Origin of the sequence: Streptomyces chrestomyceticus JCM 4735 (genome assembly GCF_003865135.1) — a bacterium.
Lineage (GTDB): Bacteria > Actinomycetota > Actinomycetes > Streptomycetales > Streptomycetaceae > Streptomyces > Streptomyces chrestomyceticus.
This window is the reverse complement of sequence record NZ_BHZC01000001.1, coordinates 3,167,951-3,188,420: the sequence shown is the minus strand read 5'-3', so window position 1 is coordinate 3,188,420 and position 20,470 is coordinate 3,167,951. Positions and strand designations below refer to the sequence as shown.

The 20,470-nt window shown below is 72.6% G+C and carries 17 protein-coding genes and 1 pseudogene; 8 read left to right on the top strand and 10 right to left on the bottom strand.

Going from position 1 to position 20,470, the window contains the following annotated elements; all coding sequences use genetic code 11:
- Positions 1–77 precede the first annotated feature (77 nt).
- Entirely contained in the window at positions 78–677 is a 600-nt protein-coding gene (locus EJG53_RS13075; protein WP_125044994.1) for a Uma2 family endonuclease, read from the top strand.
- Positions 678–733: 56 nt separating this feature from the next.
- Here the strand turns inward: EJG53_RS13075 and EJG53_RS13070 are convergent, their stop codons facing one another.
- Positions 734–1,591 carry a lysozyme gene (locus EJG53_RS13070; protein WP_125044993.1) on the bottom strand — a complete coding sequence of 286 codons (858 nt, stop codon included), beginning with the start codon at positions 1,589–1,591 and terminating at the stop codon, positions 734–736.
- A gap of 289 nt (positions 1,592–1,880) precedes the next feature.
- Between EJG53_RS13070 and EJG53_RS13065 the strand changes: the two genes are divergently transcribed.
- On the top strand, positions 1,881–2,420 hold the full coding sequence (locus EJG53_RS13065; RefSeq protein ID WP_032926168.1) for a MarR family winged helix-turn-helix transcriptional regulator: 540 nt from the start codon (positions 1,881–1,883) through the stop codon (positions 2,418–2,420).
- A 159-nt stretch (positions 2,421–2,579) separates the two neighbouring features.
- On the opposite strand, the gene EJG53_RS13060 is transcribed toward EJG53_RS13065, so the two are convergent.
- The 3 genes from EJG53_RS13060 to EJG53_RS13050 all read right to left on the bottom strand — a co-directional run bounded on the left by EJG53_RS13060 (position 2,580) and on the right by EJG53_RS13050 (position 5,740).
- Complete coding sequence (locus EJG53_RS13060; RefSeq protein ID WP_125044992.1) at positions 2,580–3,992, bottom strand: cytochrome P450 family protein; 1,413 nt, start codon at positions 3,990–3,992, stop codon at positions 2,580–2,582.
- A gap of 35 nt (positions 3,993–4,027) precedes the next feature.
- On the bottom strand, positions 4,028–4,738 hold the full coding sequence (locus EJG53_RS13055; protein ID WP_125044991.1) for a TetR/AcrR family transcriptional regulator: 711 nt from the start codon (positions 4,736–4,738) through the stop codon (positions 4,028–4,030).
- A 156-nt stretch (positions 4,739–4,894) separates the two neighbouring features.
- Positions 4,895–5,740 carry a protein phosphatase 2C domain-containing protein gene (locus EJG53_RS13050; RefSeq protein WP_125044990.1) on the bottom strand — a complete coding sequence of 282 codons (846 nt, stop codon included), beginning with the start codon at positions 5,738–5,740 and terminating at the stop codon, positions 4,895–4,897.
- Between the two features lie 832 nt (positions 5,741–6,572).
- On the opposite strand from EJG53_RS13050, the gene EJG53_RS13045 reads away from it, so the two are divergent.
- The 5 genes from EJG53_RS13045 to EJG53_RS13025 are packed head-to-tail and all read left to right on the top strand — an operon-like array spanning position 6,573 to position 12,215.
- Positions 6,573–9,359 (top strand): sensor histidine kinase, encoded by a 2,787-nt coding sequence (locus EJG53_RS13045; protein ID WP_125049340.1) that lies wholly within the window; start codon positions 6,573–6,575, stop codon positions 9,357–9,359.
- Positions 9,356–9,853 carry a roadblock/LC7 domain-containing protein gene (locus EJG53_RS13040; RefSeq protein WP_125044989.1) on the top strand — a complete coding sequence of 166 codons (498 nt, stop codon included), beginning with the start codon at positions 9,356–9,358 and terminating at the stop codon, positions 9,851–9,853. The genes EJG53_RS13045 and EJG53_RS13040 overlap by 4 nt, the downstream gene beginning before the upstream one ends.
- Positions 9,850–10,251, top strand: a complete 402-nt coding sequence (locus EJG53_RS13035; RefSeq protein ID WP_031001293.1) for a DUF742 domain-containing protein — start codon at positions 9,850–9,852, stop codon at positions 10,249–10,251. Before EJG53_RS13040 ends, EJG53_RS13035 begins: the two co-directional genes overlap by 4 nt.
- Positions 10,252–10,255: 4 nt before the next feature.
- Positions 10,256–10,915: a GTP-binding protein gene (locus tag EJG53_RS13030; protein WP_241268323.1), complete on the top strand. Its 660-nt coding sequence runs from the start codon at positions 10,256–10,258 to the stop codon at positions 10,913–10,915.
- 40 nt (positions 10,916–10,955) lie between these two features.
- Positions 10,956–12,215 (top strand): styrene monooxygenase/indole monooxygenase family protein, encoded by a 1,260-nt coding sequence (locus tag EJG53_RS13025; protein WP_125044988.1) that lies wholly within the window; start codon positions 10,956–10,958, stop codon positions 12,213–12,215.
- 15 nt (positions 12,216–12,230) lie between these two features.
- On the opposite strand, the gene EJG53_RS13020 is transcribed toward EJG53_RS13025, so the two are convergent.
- The 6 genes and pseudogenes from EJG53_RS13020 to EJG53_RS12995 form a co-directional block, all read right to left on the bottom strand.
- A complete protein-coding gene (locus EJG53_RS13020) occupies positions 12,231–13,766 on the bottom strand; it encodes an alpha/beta hydrolase (RefSeq protein ID WP_167515104.1) in 1,536 nt (511 codons plus the stop codon).
- Positions 13,767–13,888: 122 nt separating this feature from the next.
- The gene (locus EJG53_RS13015; protein ID WP_125044987.1) at positions 13,889–15,250 is read right to left on the bottom strand and encodes a C40 family peptidase; all 1,362 of its coding nucleotides are present in this window, start codon (positions 15,248–15,250) and stop codon (positions 13,889–13,891) included.
- A 191-nt stretch (positions 15,251–15,441) separates the two neighbouring features.
- Positions 15,442–16,458, bottom strand: a pseudogene (locus EJG53_RS13010) (chitinase); the annotation flags it as partial.
- A 407-nt stretch (positions 16,459–16,865) separates the two neighbouring features.
- Complete coding sequence (locus EJG53_RS13005) at positions 16,866–17,129, bottom strand: hypothetical protein (protein ID WP_125044985.1); 264 nt, start codon at positions 17,127–17,129, stop codon at positions 16,866–16,868.
- Positions 17,130–17,265: 136 nt separating this feature from the next.
- Complete coding sequence (locus tag EJG53_RS13000) at positions 17,266–18,006, bottom strand: TetR/AcrR family transcriptional regulator (protein ID WP_125044984.1); 741 nt, start codon at positions 18,004–18,006, stop codon at positions 17,266–17,268.
- A gap of 209 nt (positions 18,007–18,215) precedes the next feature.
- Positions 18,216–19,163, bottom strand: coding sequence for an AurF N-oxygenase family protein (locus tag EJG53_RS12995; protein WP_125044983.1), 948 nt, complete (start codon positions 19,161–19,163; stop codon positions 18,216–18,218).
- A 171-nt stretch (positions 19,164–19,334) separates the two neighbouring features.
- On the opposite strand from EJG53_RS12995, the gene EJG53_RS12990 reads away from it, so the two are divergent.
- The gene (locus tag EJG53_RS12990) at positions 19,335–20,453 is read left to right on the top strand and encodes a ferritin-like domain-containing protein (RefSeq protein ID WP_125044982.1); all 1,119 of its coding nucleotides are present in this window, start codon (positions 19,335–19,337) and stop codon (positions 20,451–20,453) included.
- The last annotated feature ends 17 nt before the right edge of the window (positions 20,454–20,470 follow it).

Sequence of the window (20,470 nt, the reverse complement as noted above, 5' to 3'; positions counted from 1 at the left end):
GCCGCGCGTGTCCCGGTCACCGTGCGTATCGTTGTACTGCGCGACTGCCCGCACTTCGCGGCGGTGGGGAGGAGCGCATGATGACCATCGAGCTGACCGACAACAGGATCGAGATCGAGATGGCCGACAGCGACGAGCTCAGCCTGGACGAGATGTTCGACCAGCTGGAGCAGATGCCCGTCCCCGAGGGCTGGAAAGCAGAGATCGTCGAGGGGGCCGTCGTCATGTCGCCGCAGCGGGACAACCACTGGGACATCATCCTGGGGATCGTCGAACAATTACGCACGAAGTACCCGAGGAAGAGGATCAAGTCGGATGTGCGCTTCGACTTCCCCGGCGGCCTCAACGGCTTCGCTTGCGACGTGGTCGCGCTGCGGGACGGAGCGGAGAAGGACGACAAGGGACGATGGCGGTACCAGGACGTCGAATTCGTCGCCGAGGTCATCTCCCGGGGCACCTCGCACAACGACTACGGCCCCAAGCTGGATGCCTACGCAGTGGCCGAGGTCCCGGTCTACCTCATCGTCGACCCCTACTCGGGCAGGTGGCATCGCTACGCGCTGCCCAAGGACGGGAAGTACCAGGACTACCTGACCCTCGACTTCGGTGCCCCGGTGGACCTGACCGGAACGGCCGTCGGCCTGACGCTGGAGACGTCGGACTTCGACCGGAGGTGACGACGCAAGCCGATCCGGGCCCCGGCGCCCCCGCGCTGCCGGGACCCGTCGGCGTCTCACCCGTTCGCCAGCGCCTGCAACCGGTCGTACGACCCGTTGAACCGGTTCCGGTCGCCGACCGTGGCGCCCGACGACGTGTACTGCCAGACGGTGTGGAAGTCCCAGCCTGCCGGGAGTTCGCCGGCCGAGGAGCCGTAGCGGGGGATCCACAGGGGGTTCACGGAGCCGAAGCCCGCGTAGTTGCCGGTGCACTGTTTCCACCAGTTGGTGGAGGTGTAGATGAGGGCGTCGCGGCCGGTGCGTGCCTTGTAGGTGGCGAAGAAGTCTTTGATCCAGTTGATCAGGGCGGCCGCGCTCTTGCCGTAGCAGGTGGCGCCGTACGGGTTGTACTCCATGTCGAGGGCGCCGGGCAGGGTGCGGCCGTCCCGGGACCAGCCGCCGCCGTGGTCCACGAAGTAATTGGCCTGGGCGGCGCCGCTGGAGGTGTCCGGGGTGGCGAAGTGGTACGCGCCGCGGATCATGCCGACGTTGTAGGAGCCGTTGTACTGCTGCGCGAAGTAGGGGTTGGTGTAGCTGGTGGATTCGGTGGCTTTGACGTAGGCGAAGCGGACTCCGGCGTTCCAGAGGGTCTGCCACGGGACGTCGCCGTTGTGGCTGCTGACGTCGACGCCTTCGACGGAGGCGAGGGTGGGCGGCGGCGCCTCGCCCGGCGCGTCGCCCTCGTGGCGGGCGACCTGGGAGCCGGCCCAGTCCAGGCCGGGGTGGGCGGGTTCGGGGGCGGCGCCGTACGGGGCGGCGCCGGCGGTGCCCGGCAGTCCGAGGAGGAGGGCGGCGACGGTGAGGAACGTCCACGCCAGGGCCGCGAAGGAGCGCGGGCGGCGGACGGCGGGGCGGCCGGATCTGTGCACGGGCATACGTGCCTCCGAGGATCTCGGTGAACTGACCTGAGGGGGGACCGGCCGGGCGGGCCACGGCGCGCCGCGGGGCGCGCGGGGCGGGACGAGGGGAGTGGCGTGGCCGTACCGGGCGGTGTGGTGTGGTCATGCCAAGAACGTGCCGACGACGGTACGCGCGTAGATGCGGCGGGCAAAGAGGGGAGCCGGGCTTCCGTTGGTCTAATCCTGCGAAATACTGGACAAGCTGCGGCTTCGGCCGCCGCCGCAGGAAACTTTCACGGTACGGAAAGCGGGAGAGGGCGCCGACGTGCACGACACCAGAGCCGACAGTGTGGCAGGGACGGACGAACCCGGTGGTGTGGACCAGGTGTTCCTCTCCCTGGAGCGGGAGCTGGCGGTCTTCCTGCGCCGCGCCCGGGCCACCTCCGGCGAGCTGGCCCGGGAGGTGCACCCGGAGCTGGAGGCGGCCGCGTACGGCCTGCTCGTCCGACTCGCCGACGCGGGGCAGCAGCGGGCCACCGAACTCGCCGGATACTTCGGCGTGGGCAAGGCGACCATGAGCCGGCAACTGCGCGCCCTGGAGGACCTCGGGCTGATCGACCGCGAGCCGGACCCGGCCGACGGGCGGGCCGTGCTGGTCCGGCTCACCGACGAGGGGCACGACCGGTTCGGCCGGGTACGCAACAGCCGCCGCGCCCAGTACGCGCGGCGGCTCGCCTCCTGGGACCGGCGCGAGGTCGCGGAACTGGCGCGCCTGCTCCACCGGTTGAACGCGGAGCAGGACGCGGAAGAGGGGTGCGGGGCGGCCGCCAGGGGCGAGCGGAGCGGGAAGGGCGGCAACGGCTGAGAGCCGGCGCGCGGCCCCTGCGGGCGTGCGCACCGGCTCCCGGGCGGTCATCCGTGACGGCCGCCTCCTCCGCGGACGGCCGGCAGCGCGTACGGGGCTCGCCGTACAGGCTCCCGTACGGACCCCGTACGGATCAGTTCTCCACTTTCCCCGTACGGGTCAGCTCTGCGCGTGCAGCCTCAGCGGCAGCCGTCGCAGGCGCCAGGTGCCGGGCTGCCGCAGGCGTTCCTGGTCCTCCAACTGTTCCGGGGTGAGGGCGAGCGCCAGGTCCGGGTAGCGGGTGAGCAGCTTCCCGTAGGCCACCTCGGCCTCCTGCCGGGCGAGTGAGGCACCCAGGCAGTAGTGCATGCCGTGGCCGAAGCCGACGTGGTCCTCGGCGCGGCCGGCCGGCTGCCGCGTCAGGTCGAGCCGCTCCGGCCCGGTGTAGTGGCGCGGGTCGTGGTTGGCCGCGACGAGGCTGAACATCAGGGCCTCGCCCTGGCGGACCTGGACTCCGGCCACCTCGGTGTCCTCCAGGGCGTACCGAAGCTGGGTGGCCTGGATCGGCCCGCACCAGCGCATCAGCTCGTGGACCGCGCGCGGCAGCAGCGCCGGGTCCTCGTCGATCAGCCGCCGCTGGTCGGGGTGGGTGAGCAGGGCGAGGGTGCCGTTGCTGATGAGGTGGGCGGTGGTCTCGTGACCGGCCAGTACCAGGGTCAGGACCAGGGTGACCATCTCGACGTCGCTCAGCCGGCCGCCGTCGTCGTCCTGCGCCCGGATGAGCCCGCTGAGCAGGTCGTCCCGCAGGGCCGCGCGCCGTTCGTCGATCAGCTCGTGGATGTGCGAGATCATCTCCGGCATGGTGGCGCCGATGCGCTTGGGGTTCAGCGAGGCGAGGTCGGCGCCGAACCGCCGCCACAGCGCCCGATCCTCCTCGTCGATGCCGACCAGCTCGCAGATGACCGTGATGGGCAGCGGGTAGGCGAAGTGCTCGACGAGGTCGACGACGCCGTCCTCGGCATGGTCCGGCAGCCGTTCCAGCAGCTCGTCGGTGATCCGCTCGACGCGCGGCCGCAGGTCCTGGATACGGCGTGCGGTGAAGGCGCGGGAGACCAGGCGGCGCAGCCGGGTGTGGTCCGGCGGGTCGCTGGTGAGGATGTTGTCGGTGAGGTACGGGGCCAGGTCCTCGGGGATGCCGAACAGCTCGATCAGCCGGGCACGCGGGTCCTTGTCCGCGCCGATGCCGGGCACCAGGGTCGGGTTGTTGACGAACCGCTGGTCACGCATCACCTCGCGCACCACGTCGAAGCGGGTCACCAGCCAGATGGGCGAGTCGTCGATGAACCGGGCGCGGACGAGCGGGGCCTGCTCGCGCAGCGTGCCGTAGCCGGTGTACGGGTTCTCCAGCAGCTCCGGTTCCATCAGGTTCGGCTCGCCCGGGTGGAGGCCGACGTAGGAGGGGAGCGTGGTGCGGTCGGTGGTGTCCGGAGAGGCGGCGGCCGAAGGGGTGGTGGCCGGGGCGGAAGCGGTCGAGGGGGAGGCGGTGGAGTCGGGCGGGGTGGCCGCCCGGGACTCGGTGGGCGATGTGGTCATCGTGCGTTCTCCTCCTGATCAGGCGTGACCGAGGGTCACGGGCGGAGCTGGCGCCGTACTTCCTGCCGGCTCAGCTCCTCCAGACGCGCGTAGCGCGTGATGACGGCGGGGGCCGCCGCGGCGACGGCCTCCGGGTCGGGGTCGCCGGGCGGCTCCAGCGCGGTGCGGACCGTGTGGCACAGCAGGTCGGCCCGCTCCTCCGGGGCGCCCGGGGCGCGGTCGGGAAGCAGCACCTCGGCCTGGACGTAACCGGTGACCGTCGCCATGCAGACGTACATCTGCTGGTCGACGCTCAGGTCTTCGCGCACCAGGCCGTGGGCGCGCAGGGTGGTCAACTGCGAGCGCAGCGTCTCGTGGCTCGCCTCCACCAGTTCCACGAGTTCCTTCTTGGCGATGTCGTTGAGGCGCCCGAGGATGTCGGAGTCGTCGAGGTAGAGGGCGCGCAGCACCGGGTCGTCCATGAAGTCCAGGAGGGACCCGCGCAGCGCCCGGCTGGGCAGAATGCAGCGGTGGTCGGCCCGCATCCGGTCCAACTGCCTGCGGTGGTCGGCCGCCTTGGCGCGGAGCACCACGGCCAGCAGCAGCGCGTCCTTGTTCTTCCAGTGCAGGTAGACCGTGCCCTTGCCGACGTCCGCCCGGCGGGCGATCTCGTCGGCGGTCACGCGACGGTAGCCCCAGGCGAGCAGCAGCTCGCATGCGGCGTCCAGGACGCGTTCGCCCCGTTCCGCGCGTTCGTCGGCTTCCACGGCCCCTCCTGACCACGTGACCGGATGTCGAATCTGGTCACGTGGTCAAAGCTAGGCCGGGCGGCGTCCGCCGTGACAGGCTCTTTCCAGCCGTACGGGCGGAGTTACGGCAACCGGCGCCCGGCCCGCCGGCAACTGCCGCCCCGCCCGCCCGGATCACGGCTCGACCAGCACCACCGTCGCGTCGTCCCGGGACTTGCCGCGCGGGAAGCGCGCGCCGTCCGGGTCGGCGTCCTCCAGCGCCCGCACCCGGTCGACCAGCGCCTGCGGTCCCTCCTTGCGCACCACCGCGAGGCAGTCCGCCCACGAACCCTCGCCGAAGACCTCGACCCACCGTGACGCGCCGTCACTGAGCGCGGCCAGCGCTCGTACTTCGGCGCGCGGGAGGGAGCCGGTGACCGCGCGCGCCGCCACCGCCGGGTCGGCCGCCGCGGTGAAGAACCCGCCCTCGGCGTTGCGCAGCGCCTCCACGGCCGCTCCGTACTCGCGGCCTGCGGCGGCGCGTTCGGCGGAGCCGCGCGGCAGGGCCCGTACGGTCTCGCGCAGGGCCTGCACGGCGGGCGGCAGTTCGTCGAGGCGGGTGTCCAGAATGGGCCGTACCGTACCGTCCGGATGCTCGGCGAGCAGGACGGAATCGGACAGGACCAGGTACTCGACGGTGACCGGCGACCACCGGACGGCCACGGCGGTTGCCTGTGGTGTGCGGGGGTGAGAAAGGTCACAGGTCGACCGGTGAACTTCAGCCGTCCGGGAGATGGCGGCCGACAGCGCCTCAGGGAGCGTCATATCCCGGAATGAACCGGACAGTTCGAGCATCGCGCCCCCGAGGCGCGCGGTGTACCACGGCACCCCGTGCGGGCAGCCGGTCCCGTCCGGGGGCGGGGTCACGCCGTCCAGCAGGACCATGACTCCGCCCTGGCCGGAGGCGGGCAGGGCGACGGACGCGTAGTCCTCGTTCGGGTGTTGGGGGTCTCCCGGCTCGGTGGCCAGTTCGATGCGCATGGCGGCCAGTCTGCCGCAGCGCGTCCGGTTTCCCGCAGTGTGCGGACTTCGCCGGGCTCCGGCGAGTATCAGCAGGTCAGAGGCGTACGGCGGGGCTGAAAATCGCGGTCTGCCGGGATGCGGGCGGGCATCTTTCCAGGCGCCGCACGGTTCTCCAAACCCGCTCGGGGGTTGCGCGAGGTTGCATCCCGGGGCGGCCATGATCGGAAGTTGATGGTCAACTTCCGATTGATGTTCACTCATTCGAGTGGCCGGGTGTACGTTGCCGGGCCGCTGCGCGATGCCGGTGGAATGGTCGTGGCCCGGATCATGGGAGGCGCCAGGCCACTCGTCGCGACGCGCAGAGCCGGGCTGCTTCCCTCGCGGACGTGTGAATTGCTGCGGTCTTCGCACAGGTACGCGCCGCGAGCGAGAGCGACCGGGTCCGCGGGACCACACGGTGTGGGCAGGCGAGACAGGAATGCGAGCAGCGGTGCGGAAGAAGCGGCTTCGGGACGGCGCGGTCGGGCCGGGATCACCGGCCGGTTCGTTTTCGGGTACGGCGCCGGGCACGGGACCGGGCGTGCCGCCGGGGACCGGTGCGTCTGCGGGGGGCAGTGTGCCTCCGGGCGCCGGTGCGCCTCCTGGACCCGGTGTGCCGCCGGGGATCGGTGCGCCTCAGGGCACCGGTGTGCCTTCCGGTGCGGCCACGACGCCTCCCGCTGCCGACACCCTGACCGGAGCGGCCGTCCCCGCGCGCGCCCCCGAGAACAACCCCAAGAGCACCCCGAAGAAGACCCCGGCGACCCCTGCCCCTGTTCCCGCCTCCGTCCCGACCGGCCGCCGCGCGCGCGTGCGCAACCGGCTCGTCGGCGCCGTGGCCGTCGCCGCGCTCGCCGTCCTCGGGGCCGGCGCGCCCGCCGTCGTCTCCGCCCTGGACGACGTCCACGACTCCCAGCAACTGGTCGACCTGGCCGGCCTGAACGCGCACGCGGTCACCCTCGCGCACTCCCTCGCCGACGAGCGCGACGCGATGACCGAGTACGTCGCGGGCGGACGCTCCGCCAAGAACGGCGGCGCCGGGCTCTCCGAGGCCCAGCGGGCCCGGGTGGACCGCCAGATCGCCGAACTGCGGGCCGCGTCCCACGGCGCCGCCGGTGCCACCGAGACGTACCGGGCGGCCGACAAGCTCCTCGCCGCACTGCCGCAGACCCGGCAGAAGGCGCTCTCCGGGCCGGGCCCGGTCACCGAGACCTTCGACGCCTACACGGCCGCCGTCCAAGCGCTCGGCGCGCTCTCCGACGCCATCGCCGGCGGTCTGCCCGCCCGCGCGAGCGACGTCGCCCCGGACGTACGGGCCCTGCCGCAGCTCGGCCGCGCCACCGACCAGGCCGCCGCGACCCGCGCCCTGCTCGTCCCGGCCCTCGCCGCCGGCGGCCCGCAGGCCAAGCTGACCGCCGCCGCACAGCAGGCGTACGTCCGTGAACAGGCCGCGCTGGCCGCCTTCAAGCAGTCCGCGAGCACCAAGGCCCGGGACGCCTACGACCGCACCGTCAACGGCGGCGAGGTCAACACCGCCGACAGCTACCTCGCCAAGCTCACCGACCAGCCCCGCCTGGACGCCGACGACCAGCGGCTGAGCAGCGCACGCGTGAAGACCGCGCTCACCGCCCGCATCGGCCTGATGCGCGGCGTCGAGGCGTCGATGGCCACCGCCGACATCGACCGGCTGGGCGCGCTGCGCGACGACGACGTGACGGCGATGGAGATCCGTATCGCCCTGGTCGGCGTCTGCCTGCTGCTGGCGGTCGGCGCCAGCATCTCCGCATGGCGCTCGGTGACCCGGCCGCTCGCAGCGCTGCGGCTGGGCGCCGGACGGGTGGCGGCCGACCCGGCGGGCGAGCCGCCGGTCACCTTCAAGGGCCGCAACGACGAGTTCGCCGACGCCGTACGGTCCGTCAACGCCCTGCACGCCCAGGTGGGCGAGGCCACCCGCCGGGCCGCCGAACTGGAGGGCGAACGCGCCCGGCTGGTCGGCGGGCGCAAGCGGCTCGCCGCCGAGCGCGAGGTGCTCCAGGAGGAGCGGGAGTCGCTGCGCCAGGAGGTCGCGGACCTCACCGCGCGGATGGCGGCCCTGCGTACCGGCGTGCACGGCCGGTTCGTCAACCTCGCGCTGCGCACCCTGAACCTCGTCGAGCGCCAGCTCACCGTCATCGAGTCGCTGGAGCAGAAGGAGCAGGACCCGGAACGCCTGGAAACCCTCTTCAAGCTGGACCACTTCGCCGCCCGGATGCGGCGCAACAGCGAGAACCTGCTGGTCCTGGCCGGTACGGAGCACAGCGCCGGGCAGCCGGGGCCGGTGCCGCTGCTGGACGTGCTGCGCGCCTCGATCAGTGAGATCGAGCGGTACGAGCGGGTGCGCGTCCAGTCGCTGCCGCCGCACTCCCAGGTCGCCGGGTTCGCCGCCGACGACATCAGCCACCTCGTCGCGGAACTCCTGGACAACGCCACCGCGTTCTCCCCGCCGGACGCCCATGTCGAGCTGTCCGGCTGGCTGCTGGAGAGCGGCGAGGTCATGCTCTCCGTGCAGGACGAGGGCATAGGGATGACCGCGGAACGGCTGGCGGAGCTGAACGAACGCCTCGCGGACGCGACCGGGAGCGACGACAGCCTGGACACGGCGGACGAGACGCTCGGCCTCGGCCTGTACGTCGTCGTACGGCTCGCCGCGCGCCACGGTGTGCGCGTACAGCTACGCGACCAGAAGCAGGGCGGGATCACGGCCGTCGTCGTGCTGCCCGCCGCCATCCTGCCCCCCCGCCCCGCGCCGGGGACCGTCGCTCCCCCGATGCCCGGCGAGGCCGTCCAGAGCCTGCCCGGCTCGGTCGCCGAGGCCAACTCCAACACGCTCCAGACGCGGCTGCCGCGCCTGGAGCAGGGCGGCACGGACACCGGGCGGACGTCCGCGGAGACGGACACGCACGCGGGTACGAACGCGGACGACCCCCTGGTCGAGGCGGCGGAGCGCGCGGTGGAGGCGGCGGCGCCCGAGGCGCCGGCCGGCACCGACGCACCCACCGGTCCCGAGGCGCCCGCAGGCACCACCGCGGATGACGGCCCCGTGGCGGACGACGCCCCGGCGGCCCCGGCGAGCCCGTACGGCCCGCAGTCGCCCGGCCCGTACGCCAAGGAGACCGCGGAGCACGACCGGCCCGCGGAAACGGCGCCCCAGGCGCCCGGCGGGACACCTTCCGGCGCCCCCGCCTCGGCCACGACCGGCGGCCCCGGCACGTACACCACCGGAACCGGCGAGCACGCCCGGCCCGGTGCCGCACCCGCCGGCGACGGGAGCGCCGACGCGCCGCGCAAGCCCCGGCTGACCGACCAGGGCCTGCCCAAGCGCACACCGCGCATCGTGGCGCAGAAGCCGCCCGCCACCCCCCGCGCCGGCAGCGCGGCGGTCAACGCCGAGGCTTTGCGGGCCCGGCTCGGCGGCTTCCAGCAGGGGGCGCGGGACGGCCGGCGCGACGTCGAGGCCGAGGTCGCGGAACGCACAGCGGAGCAGACCATCCCACAGACGGACACCGACGGAGCGGGGGCCCCGGGACAGAGCCACGTTGTCGAGGAGGCACGCGATTGAAGGCGCAAGCGCCGGCTGCTTACGGACTGAGCAGTGAGGCACGGAATCTGCACTGGTTGCTGACGAACCTGGTCGACGAGGTACCGGGCATCCGCTCGGTGGCCGTGGTCTCCTCCGACGGGCTGCTGCTGCTCTCCTCCGACCCGGGAGCGGCCGCCGCGGCCCTCCCGGCCGGGCAGCCGGGCGCCCCGGCGGGGCCCCGGGGGTCCAGCGCGGACCTGGCGACCATCGTCTCCGGGCTGGGCAGCCTCACCACGGGCGCCGCCCGGCTGATGGACGGCGGAACGGTCAAGCAGACGATGGTCGCGATGGAGGAGGGCAGCCTCTTCGTCATGTCGGTCAGCGACGGCTCGCTGCTCGGGGTGCACGCCACGCCGGACTGCGACATGAGCGTCATCGCCTACCACATGGCGCTGTTCGTCGGCCGGGCCGGCCATGTCCTGACCCCCGAACTCCGCAGTGAGCTGCGCAAGTCGATGGAGAGCGCCCAGTGAGCACCCCGCCCCAGCTCCCCGTGCGCGGCGGGGACAAGAAACCCGCGCGCGTGCGCCCGTACTCACTGACCGGCGGCCGCACCCGCTTCGGCCACGTCCTGCTCGTGGAGACGTTCGTGGCGGCGCTGGACGCCCCCGAGGAGCGGCGGGAGCTGACGTCCGGCGGCTGGGGCGACCGGGTGATGCCGGAGATGCGGGCGATCGTGGAGCTGTGCCGCCGGATGCGTTCGGTGGCGGAGATCTCCGCGCTGCTCAAGATGCCGCTGGGCGTGGTCCGCGTCCTGCTCAGCGACCTCGCCGACCAAGGAAAGATCCGCGTCTACGGCACCGGGCACGGCACCGGCCGGCCGGACCGCGCGCTGCTCGAAAGGGTGTTGGGTGGACTTCGCAGGCTCTGACACGATGACGGCCGGTACGGCCGGGGTGGCCGGAGCGCCGCGCGGATCCGCCGGGGCCGGGGCGCCCGCCGTCGACGACGAGGCGGGGCTGCAGAGCTGGCAGACGGATCGTTCCCGCGCCCCCATCGCGACCAAGATCGTGGTGGCGGGCGGCTTCGGCGTGGGCAAGACCACGTTCGTGGGCTCGGTCTCGGAGATCACCCCCTTGCAGACCGAGGCGGTGATGACGCAGGCCAGCGAGGGCACCGACGACCTGTCCGCCACCCCGCACAAGACCACCACCACGGTCGCGATGGACTTCGGGCGGATCACCCTCGACTCCGACCTGGTGCTGTACCTGTTCGGCACGCCGGGGCAGCAGCGGTTCTGGTTCATGTGGGACGACCTGGTACGCGGCGCGATCGGCGCCGTCGTGATGGCCGACACCCGCCGGCTGGACGACTGCTTCCCCGCGCTGGACTACTTCGAGAGCTGCGGCCTGCCGTACATCGTCGCGGTCAACCACTTCGAGGGGACGGCCGCGTACGCCGTCGAGCACGTACGCGAGGCGCTGACCGTACCGCCGCACGTGCCCGTCGTGATCATGGACGCGCGCCGGCGGATCACGGTCGTCGAGTCGCTGCTCGCGCTCGTCGCCCACGCCCTCGAAGCCACTCCCGAATAGCCCCGAGCCGCCCCCCCGTACCTGGGAAGAGAGCACCACCATGCGGAAGATACTCATCGTCGGAGCCGGCCAGTCCGGTCTCCAGCTCGCCCTCGGGCTGCAGGCCCAGGGCTATGAGGTCACCCTCATGTCCAACCGCACCGCGGACGAGATCCGCTCCGGCCGGGTCATGTCCACGCAGTGCATGTTCCACACCGCCCTCCAGCACGAGCGCGACCTGGCGCTGAACTTCTGGGAGAGCCAGGCCCCGCGCATCGAGGGCCTCGGCGTCTCGGTGGCCGCGCCCGGCAGCCACGCGGAGCCCGGCGGCACCCAGCGCGCCGTCGACTGGGTCGGCAAGCTGGACGGCTACGCCCAGTCCGTCGACCAGCGCCTGAAGATGGCCGGCTGGATGGAGACCTTCGCGCAGCGCGGCGGACAACTGGTCATCCACGGCGCCGCCGTCTCCGACCTCGACTTCTTCGCGAGCCGCTACGACCTGACGCTGGTCTCCGCCGGCAAGGGCGAGCTGGTGTCGATGTTCGGCCGGGACGCCTCGCGTTCGCCGTACGACGCCCCGCAGCGCGCGCTGTCCGTCGCGTACGTGCACGGCCTGGCCCCCCGCCCCGAGCACCCCGACTTCGACGCGGTGCGCTGCAACCTCGTACCGGGCGTCGGCGAGCTGTTCATCATGCCGACGCTGACCAACTCCGGCCGTGCCGACATCCTCTTCTGGGAGGGCATACCCGGCGGCCCCCTGGACGTCTTCGCGGGCATGCGGGACCCCGACGAGCACCTGGCGACGACCCTGGAGCTCATGGAGCGCTTCACCCCCTGGGAGTACGCGCGCGCCACGAAGGTCGAGCTGACCGACGCCAACGGCACCCTGGCCGGGCGGTACGCCCCGACCGTGCGCAACCCCGTCGGCCAACTCCCCTCCGGCGGCCTGGTCCTCGGCGTCGCGGACGTCGTCGTCGCCAACGATCCGATCACCGGCCAGGGCTCCAACTCGGCCTCCAAGTGCGCCGCTTCCTACCTCGCCTCGATCATCGAGCACGGTGACCGCCCCTTCGACGCGGAGTGGATGCGGACCACGTTCGACCGCTACTGGCAGACCGCCCAGCACGTCACGAAGTGGACCAACGCGATGCTGGCGCCGCCGCCCGAGCACGTGCTCAACCTGATCGGGGCGGCGGGGCAGCTCCAGCCGGTGGCCGACCGCTTCGCGAACGGGTTCAACGACCCGGCGGACTTCGAGAACTTCTTCTACGAGCCGGAGAAGACGGAGGCGTACCTGGCTTCGCTGACTTCCCAGGTCTAGGGCGCGTCTTTCGGATCATCCTGGGCCCGGCGCCGGGCAGCCGATGTCCTTCGCCGGAGCCGCGCCCGTGAGCAGGTAGCGGTCCACCAGCGCGTCCACGCACGGGTTGTGGTTCTGGTACTGGCCGTGGTCACCGCCCGCGACGGTGACCAGGCGGGAGCCGCGCAGCGCGCGGTGGGACCGCAGAACGCCCTCGTAGTAGATGGCGGGGTCGTGCAGCGAGCCGAGCATGAGCGTCGTCGGCAGGCCCTTGCCGGTGACACGGACGCGCGGGGCGCGGGAGGCGGGCCAGGCGGCGCAGGTCGCCGCGAAGGCCAGGGCCCGCGCCCCGACCAGCGGGTACGTCGCGGTGTAGGTGGCGGTGCGGCGCACCCAGCGGTCCATGTCGTGGCTCCACGGCGTGTCGTTGCAGGTCACCGCGGTGTACTCGGCGAGGAACTCCGGACTGAGGTAGTCGCCGAAGACCTCCTTGGCGGCGCCGCGCTCGGCCGGTGCGGCGGTGTCCCAGTGGTCGAGCGCGGCGAGCGCGGTGGCCAGCGGCGCGAAGCCCCGGGCCGCGTTGTAGAGGGCCTGGCTGGTGCCGAAGTCCAGGCGGTTCGGCGTCACCCGCCGTCCGTCGTCGAGGACGGCCGGGCGGTCACGCAGCGCCCGGCGCCGCGCTTCCCACTTCGCCTCGACCGCGGCGGCCGTACGTCCGTAGTGGTACGTCGCGTCGCGCGCGGCCAGCCAGGGCAGGAAGTCCCGCTCGAACCGGCGCTGGAAGCTGCGCGGCTGGTCCATCAGGAAGGACTCCCAGGTGCCGTCGAAAGCGACGGTGCTGTCCAGGACGAGCCGGTCCACGCGGTGCGGGAACTCCGTCGCGTAGTACGCGCCGATCATCCCCGCGTACGAGGGACCGTAATACGCGAACTTGCGGGCGCCGAGCAGCGCGCGGAACAGGTCCATGTCGCGCACGGTCTGGTCGGTGGTGAGGTACGGCGCCAGACCGCCGCCGCGCTCCTGGCAGGACCGGGCCAGTTGCCGCGAGCGCTGTACGACGCCGCGTACCGCCGAGGGCGAGCGGTCCCGGGAGTCGTCGCCGAAGAACGCGTCGAACTCGGCCCGGGTCTGGCAGGCCAGGGGTGTGCTGCGCGGCAGTCCGCGCTGATCGAAACTCACGATGTCGTAGGCGGCGGCCACGGTGGGCGAGCGCTTGGCGAAGTCCGCCGGTCTGAGCAGGCCCTGGCCGCCCGGCCCGCCCGCCGCCATCATCAGGACGCCCCGCCGCGCAGCCGGATCGGCCGCCCGGTGCCGGGACACGGACACGCTGATGTCCGGGCCGTCCGCCGGGTGGTGCCAGTCGCGCGGCACGCTCATCGTCGCGCAGTCCAGCGACGGTGCGCCGTCACAGGTGTGCCAGTCGAGCCGCTGCTCCGTATAGCGCGCGGGAACGTGCCCGTCGCCCGCAGCCGCGGCGGGCCCGGTGGCTGCCGGCAGCAGAGCGGCCGTCGCCACGGTGACCAGCCCCGCCACGGAGGCCCTTCGCCATCGGCTCTTTCCGAACACCCGCATACGTTCCTCCCCGGGATACGCGTACGGCCGTACTGCCGTACAGGGAAGATGCTGCGGTGCGGGGCGGACGGTATCGATCACCCAGGTTTCACTTGTGCGGGTGGCACCAGTACCACCCCCGGTCAGGCCGGGCCCGCCGCCGACCCGTACCCCGAATCGGCGCCCGCCGTCGCGTCGTCCGGCAGCGGCGGCGGGACGTAGGCGCGCAGGGACGGAGCGCCCTGGTCCGGGCGGACGGCGCCCAGCAGGGGGTTCGACGCGACGGGGGAGACCTTGACCCGGGCGCCGGGGCGGGGCGCCTGGACCACCATGCCGTCGCCCAGGTACATCGCGACGTGCGTGGCGCCGGGGAAGTAGATCACCAGGTCGCCGGGGCGCAGCGCCCGCAGCGGCACGTGCGGCAGCCGGCGCCACTGTTCCTGGCTGGTTCGCGGGACGGGCCGCCCGGCGTGCGACCACGCCTGCGACGTCAGGCCGGAGCAGTCGAAGGAGCCGGGCCCCTGCGCTCCCCAGACGTACGGCTTGCCGACCTGCCGGAGGCCGTACCGCACGGCCCGGTCGCCACTCGCCGACGGCGCCCGGGACCCGTTCAGCTCGCCGGAGGACACCAGGCCGCGCTGTGCCTCGTCCGTGCCCTGCTGCTCCATCCGGCCCAGTTCGGCGAGCTGGTCCTCGGAGAGCGTGGAGAGCAGTTCCTCGACCTCCTTGAGGCGGCCCTCGACCGCGTCCCGCTGCTTACGGCGCCGCTCGGTGAGCACCTGCTGCTCGTCCAGCGCGGCGCGCGACGCCTTCGCCAGCTCGTCCGCCCGCTTCTCGTTGCCGGTGAGCCGGGCGACGGTGGCGGCCTGGCTGCCGGCCGCCTCCTTGAAGAGGTGGCCCTCCTCCAGCACCTCCTGCGGGTCGGCGGAGAGCAGCATCCGCAGGTACGTGGAGAGCCCGGCGGCGGCGCCGCCCTGGTACTGCTGGCGGGCGAGCCGTCCCGCGTCGGCCTGCCCGTCGGCGAGCCGGGTACGGGCGCGGGCCAGCCGGACGTTGAGGTCCTGCGACTCCTTGCGCTGGGCCTTGAGGTCCTCCTCGGTGGCGTTGTACGCCTCGGTGGCCTGTTCGGTCCGCCGGTAGAGGTCCTGGAGGCGGGTCAGCAGGCGGCGGAGGGAGGGGTCCTCGTTGGAGGCGGTGCCGGTGTCGGTGCCGGAGCCGGTTGCTTCGGTGGCGTCCGGTACTTCGGATGCGTCCGGTCCGGCGAGTCCGTCCGGTTCACCCGGCCCGCCGGGACCGTCCGGCAGCTCCAGCGCTCCGGTCGCGGCCGGGTCCGGCTCCGGTACGGCGTGCACCGGCGCGGCGGGCAGGGCCAGGGCGACCGCGCCCGCCAGGGCCGTCGCGCAGACCGACCGTACGAGCCGGGACGGCCCCGACCGCCCCGGTCCGGTCCGGCGCGGCCCGGACCGCCTTGGCGCGCACTGCCCCGACGTGCACCGCTGCGACACGAACCCACCTCCGACGGACTGCTGCGGCTCCGGCGGACCCCTGGTCCGCCGCCCGGTTCGTTCGGATCGTGCCACGGTGGTCGTATCTTCGCCGTGGGGGTGGGGCCACCGGAGCGGTACGGTCACCCGATCGGCGGCCGGGGGCGTGTCCCGGCGCCGGACGGCGGCCCCGGTGTGCTGCTGAGGGGCGGTCAGCTCCCGTAGTAGCGGTCGAAGTTCTTCTGGAACTCCCAGTCGCCGAACCGGTCCCAGTTCACGGACCAGGTCATCAGGCCGCGCATGCCGGGCCAGCGGCCGTGCGTCCGGTAGGTGCCGCAGTCGGTGCCCCGGGTGAGGCAGTTGAGGGCCTTGGTGACCTCGGCCGGGGCGGTGTGCCCGTTGCCCGCGTACGGGGAGGCGGGCAGGCCGATGGCGACCTGGGACGGCTTGAGCGCCGGGAAGACGTTGTTCTGGTTGCCGGCGACCGGGAAGCCGGTCAGCAGCATGTCGGTCATCGCGATGTGGAAGTCGGCGCCGCCCATGAAGTGGTACTGGTTGTCCAGGCCCATGATCGGGCCGGAGTTGTAGTCCTGTACGTGCAGCAGGGTCAGGTCGTCGCGCAGCGCGTGGATGACGGGCAGGTACGCGCCGGCGCGCGGGTCCTGGCCGCCCCAGGGCCCCGAACCGTAGAACTGGTAGCCGAGCTGGACGAAGAACGTCTCCGGCGCCATGGTCAGGGTGAACCCGGCGCCGTACTTGGCCTTGAGGGTCCTGACCGCCGAGATCAGGTTGACGATCGCGGGGGTCTTCGGGTTCTTGAAGTCGGTGTCGCCGGTGGCCAGTGAGAGGGAGTGGCCCTCGAAGTCGATGTCCAGGCCGTCCAGCCCGTAGCGGTCGATGATCGCGCCGACCGACTGGACGAACCGGTCGCGGGCGGCGGTGGTGGTGAGCTGCACCTGCCCGTTCTGCCCGCCGATCGAGATCTGCACCTTCTTGCCCGCGGCCTGCTTCGCCTTGACCGCGGCCTTGAACTCGGCCTCGGTCTCCACGCCGGGACACTCGGACTTCGGGCAGAGCGCGAAGCGGATGTCGCCGGAGGTGACGGAGGCCGGCTCGCCGAAGGCGAGGTTGATCACGTCCCAGCTTTCCGGGACGTCGGCCAGCCGCGTGTATCCGGAGCCGTTGGCGAAGCCGGCGTGGAGGTAGCCGACGAGGGCGTGCTCCGGGAGGGCCTGGGTGCGGGCGGCCGGCGCGGCGGGAGCGGTCTTGGCGGGCGGCGGAGCGGCCTGGGCGGGGGTGACGAACAGGGCCGTGGCGCCGAGGAGGCCGGCGACTGCGGCGGCCAGGGTGGCGGCCGGCGGTCTCCTGGACGGGCCGGGTCTGTGACTGCGGGTACGGCTGCGGCGCATGGGGGGCTCCTTGTCGACGGCGGTACGGAGGGGACGTACACGGGTGCCGAAGGTGGTGGAGGGGGCCGCCCCTGCGGGGTGGGGCCTTGCCAGGGAGGCGCAGGCGCGGCTCCCCCTGGGCAGGCAGCAAACAGGACTAGACCAGTACTGTCAATGGTCCGGACCAAGTGGGATGGTGGGCGGTCGGGGTTACCGGGCCGTACGGCCGGCGGGCGCCCGCCGGACGGTCAACGCCGCTTCGTCCACGGCCACTTCGGGCCGCCCGGCAGCCGGCCCGCCGGGTCGTACTCGTACTTCCAGCCCCTGGGCAGGCCCAGCCGCCCCACCCGGCCCGGCGCACGCCGGTACAGGTGGACCGTCGGCGGGCGGCCGTCGTCGTTCGGTACCGGGATCTCGTACGTCTTCGGCGGCTGGCCGGTCGCGCCGACGAGGACCGGCAGCACCCGCCCGTCCAGCGGGCCGCCGACGAACGGGGTGTTCTCGCTTCTCACCCCACCAGTCTCACATCGATGTACAGCCCGGTGAAAGCGCAGGTCAGGCCAGTCCGGGCGGAAACGCGCCCGAGCGGTCCCGGCTCACGGCAGGCCCGAGCGGTCCCGGCTCACAGGGGACCCGAGCGGTCCCGGCTCACAGGAGATGGGCCGCGTCGGCCACGATCGGCAGGATGCGCCGGGCCAACCGGCCGACCGGCCCCTCGGCGGTCTCCCTCGCCAGCGCCGACCGCGCCACCCGCCCGGCCTGCTCGTCGGTGGCCGCCGTCGCGGTCAGCAGCGCGACGAAGTGGTCGACGAGCCAGTCCCGCAGTTCGTCCAGCGGCGGCTGCTTCTCCTCGTCCAGCCAGATCAGGGAGGCGGCCTCGACGGCCGTGATCCACGTACGGACCGCCATCCGCAGCCGGGGCGAGGGGGCCGCGGCGCCGAGGTGGTGCAGGATCTGCTCGGCGGCGGTGCGCCGCACCTCGTCGACGATCGCGGACGTACGGGCCGTCTCGACGACGCTGCCGCCCTGGAGGAGGGCGCTGAACCCCGCGTCGTGCTCGTCGACGAACGCCAGGTAGCGGTCGAGCGCCCGGCCGAGGCGCTGGGTCAGCGGGCCGTCCTCCGGCTCGTCGAAGCAGCCCTCCAGTATGTCGGCCGCGCTGCGCAGGGCGGCCTCGTACAACTGCTGCTTGCCGCCGGGGAAGTAGCGGTAGACCAGCGGCCGGGACACCTGCGCGGCGGCCGCCACGTCGTCCAGCGACACGTCTTCGGGGGCGCGCTGGGCGAACAGGCCCAGGGCGGCGGTCAGAAGCTGGGAGCGGCGCTGCTCGACGCTGAGCCTGCGGTAGGCGGGTCGGGGTACTGCTGGGGCGGTGCCGCTGCCGTTCATCCCAGCAGCGTAACCGGCCTGCCGGGAAAGCGCCGGGGCGGGTGCGGGGGCCCGGGAGGCGTTCGCGTACGCGGCCCGCGCCGCGCCGGTGCGCCCCGGGGAGGCGCCGGTGTGCACCGGACCCGGGTCGTGCCGGTGCGCCCCGGACACCGACCGGGCCGGCGGCGGCGCCGGGCGTTCCGGCCCGAGTCGCCGCCGTGTCCCGGCCGTTACGCCAGCAGTCCCGAGCTCTTCCAGAGCCTGCGGCCCACGCCGCGCAGGACGCCGATGTCGTCGAGGAACTCCGTCAGCCGGCCCGCGCCGGACTGCATCACCTCACGGCGGTGGCCGCTAGCCTTCACCTGCGCGACCGCCTCCCGCCGGTCCAGCCCGACGTTCGTGTAGACCTGCGGGTTGACGAAGGCGATGGAGAAGACGCGGGCCGCCTCGCCGCAGCTCACGCGGGTCAGTTCCTGCTCCCAGCGCGGCGCGGTGACCATCTGGCGGCGCAGTTCCTCGCGCGCGTACCGGACGTGGCGGGCCTCCTCGACGACGTGGATGCGGGTGACGCCGCGCACGATCGTCTGCACCCGCTCGTCCGGGAAGGTCAGCCGCTGCATCCAGTCCAGGATCTCCTCGCCGAGCAGCGTGCAGGCGAACGAACCGGGCGTCGTGGAGACGGTCTTGAGGATGCGCGCGAGGTTGTGGTTGAGGCGGGAGACGGGGTACGCGGGTGCCTCGCCCTTCTGGATCATGCGCGCGAACATCTTCGAGTGCCGGCACTCGTCGGCTATCTCGGTCAGGGCGTAGCGGACGTGCGCGCTGGTGACGGACTTGTCGTAGATGTGCCGTACCAGCAACTGCATCAGGATGATCTCGAACCAGATACCCAGCGAGGCCAGGGAGGCGGCCTCGTGCCGGGACAGCTCCATCCGCTGCTCCTCGGACATCTTCTTCCACAGCGGGGTGTCGTAGAGGGACACCAGCTCCGGCGGCCAGAACCACTTGCCCTCTTCCAGGGGCGCGTCCCAGTCGAGTTCGGTGTCCGGGTCGAAGGAGTGCTTGGCGGAGGAGTCGAGCAGTCGTTCCGCCACCTGCTCGCGGTCCTTGAGCAGCCCGAGGGCGTCCCGGAGGACTTCCGGCTCCGTCACGGTCGTCGCTGTCGTCACGGTTGTCATGGCTGTGGCTACCTCGCTCGTGGGTTACCCGCGGTCACCGTCTTATGAGACTGCTTGTCAGCAAGCCCGTCAATCCCCTGCGCGCGAATTGTTGACCCGCCGGTAAGTCCGTGTGAGCCTGCCAACGACCCACTCCGGTACGGGGGTCGGAAGCGAAGCGAGGAGGCGCGAGTGTCGAGCCGCGAGCTGTACACACAGGACCCGGGCGCGTACCTGTGGACCGTGCCGGCGGGCAGTCCGGCCCGCTTCAGTTGGGAGTACGACGACGGCCGGGAGCGGCTGCTGGCCCTCTACCAGAAGGGCAAGGACAAGCAGTGGGACGCGAACCTGCGCATCGACTGGGCGCAGGAGGTGGACCCGTACGACCCGCTCGGCACCCCGGACGAATCGGTTTCCCTGTACGGCACGCCGTACTGGGACCGGATGTCGGACAAGGAACGCGGTGAACTGCGGCAGCACTACGCGGCCTGGCAGTTCAGCCAGTTCCTGCACGGCGAGCAGGGCGCGATGGTCTGCGCCGCGCGGATCGTGGAGACCGTCCCCGACCTCGACGCGAAGTTCTACTCCGCGACCCAGACCATGGACGAGGCCCGGCACGCCGAGATCTACAGCCGCTTCCTCAAGGACAAGATCGGGATGCTCTACCCGGTCAACGACAACCTCCAGGCACTCCTGGGCGACACCCTCAGGGACTCCCGCTGGGACATGCCCTACCTCGGGATGCAGGTACTGATCGAGGGCCTCGCGCTGGCCGCCTTCGGCATGATCCGCGACACCACCACCCAGCCGCTCCCCAAGCAGATCCTGACCTACGTCATGCAAGACGAGGCCCGGCACGTCGCCTTCGGGCGGCTGGCACTGCGCGACTACTACCAACAGCTCTCCGACGCCGAACTGCGCGAACGCGAGGAATTCGTCATCGAGGGCTGCTACCTGATGCGCGACCGGCTGCGCGGCCTGGAGGTCCTGGAGAACTTCGGCGTCCCCCACCAGGAAGCCGCCGACATCACCGAGAACTCCGAATTCCTCCACCTCTTCCGCAAACTGCTCTTCAGCCGCATCGTCCCGTGCGTGAAGGACATCGGCCTGTGGGGCGAACGCCTCCAGCGCGCCTACGTGGACATGGGCGTCTTCGACCTCGGGAACTCCAACCTGGACCGGCTGATGGCCCAGGACGAGGAACTGGCCGAACAGCTCGACGCGGAGCGCTTCGCGGAGGAGGAGCGCGCACGGGTCGGCGAGGTGACGGAGGCGATCGCGCTGGGGGAGGACGGCGGGGACCCGGCCTGACAGCGCGGCCCGGCCGC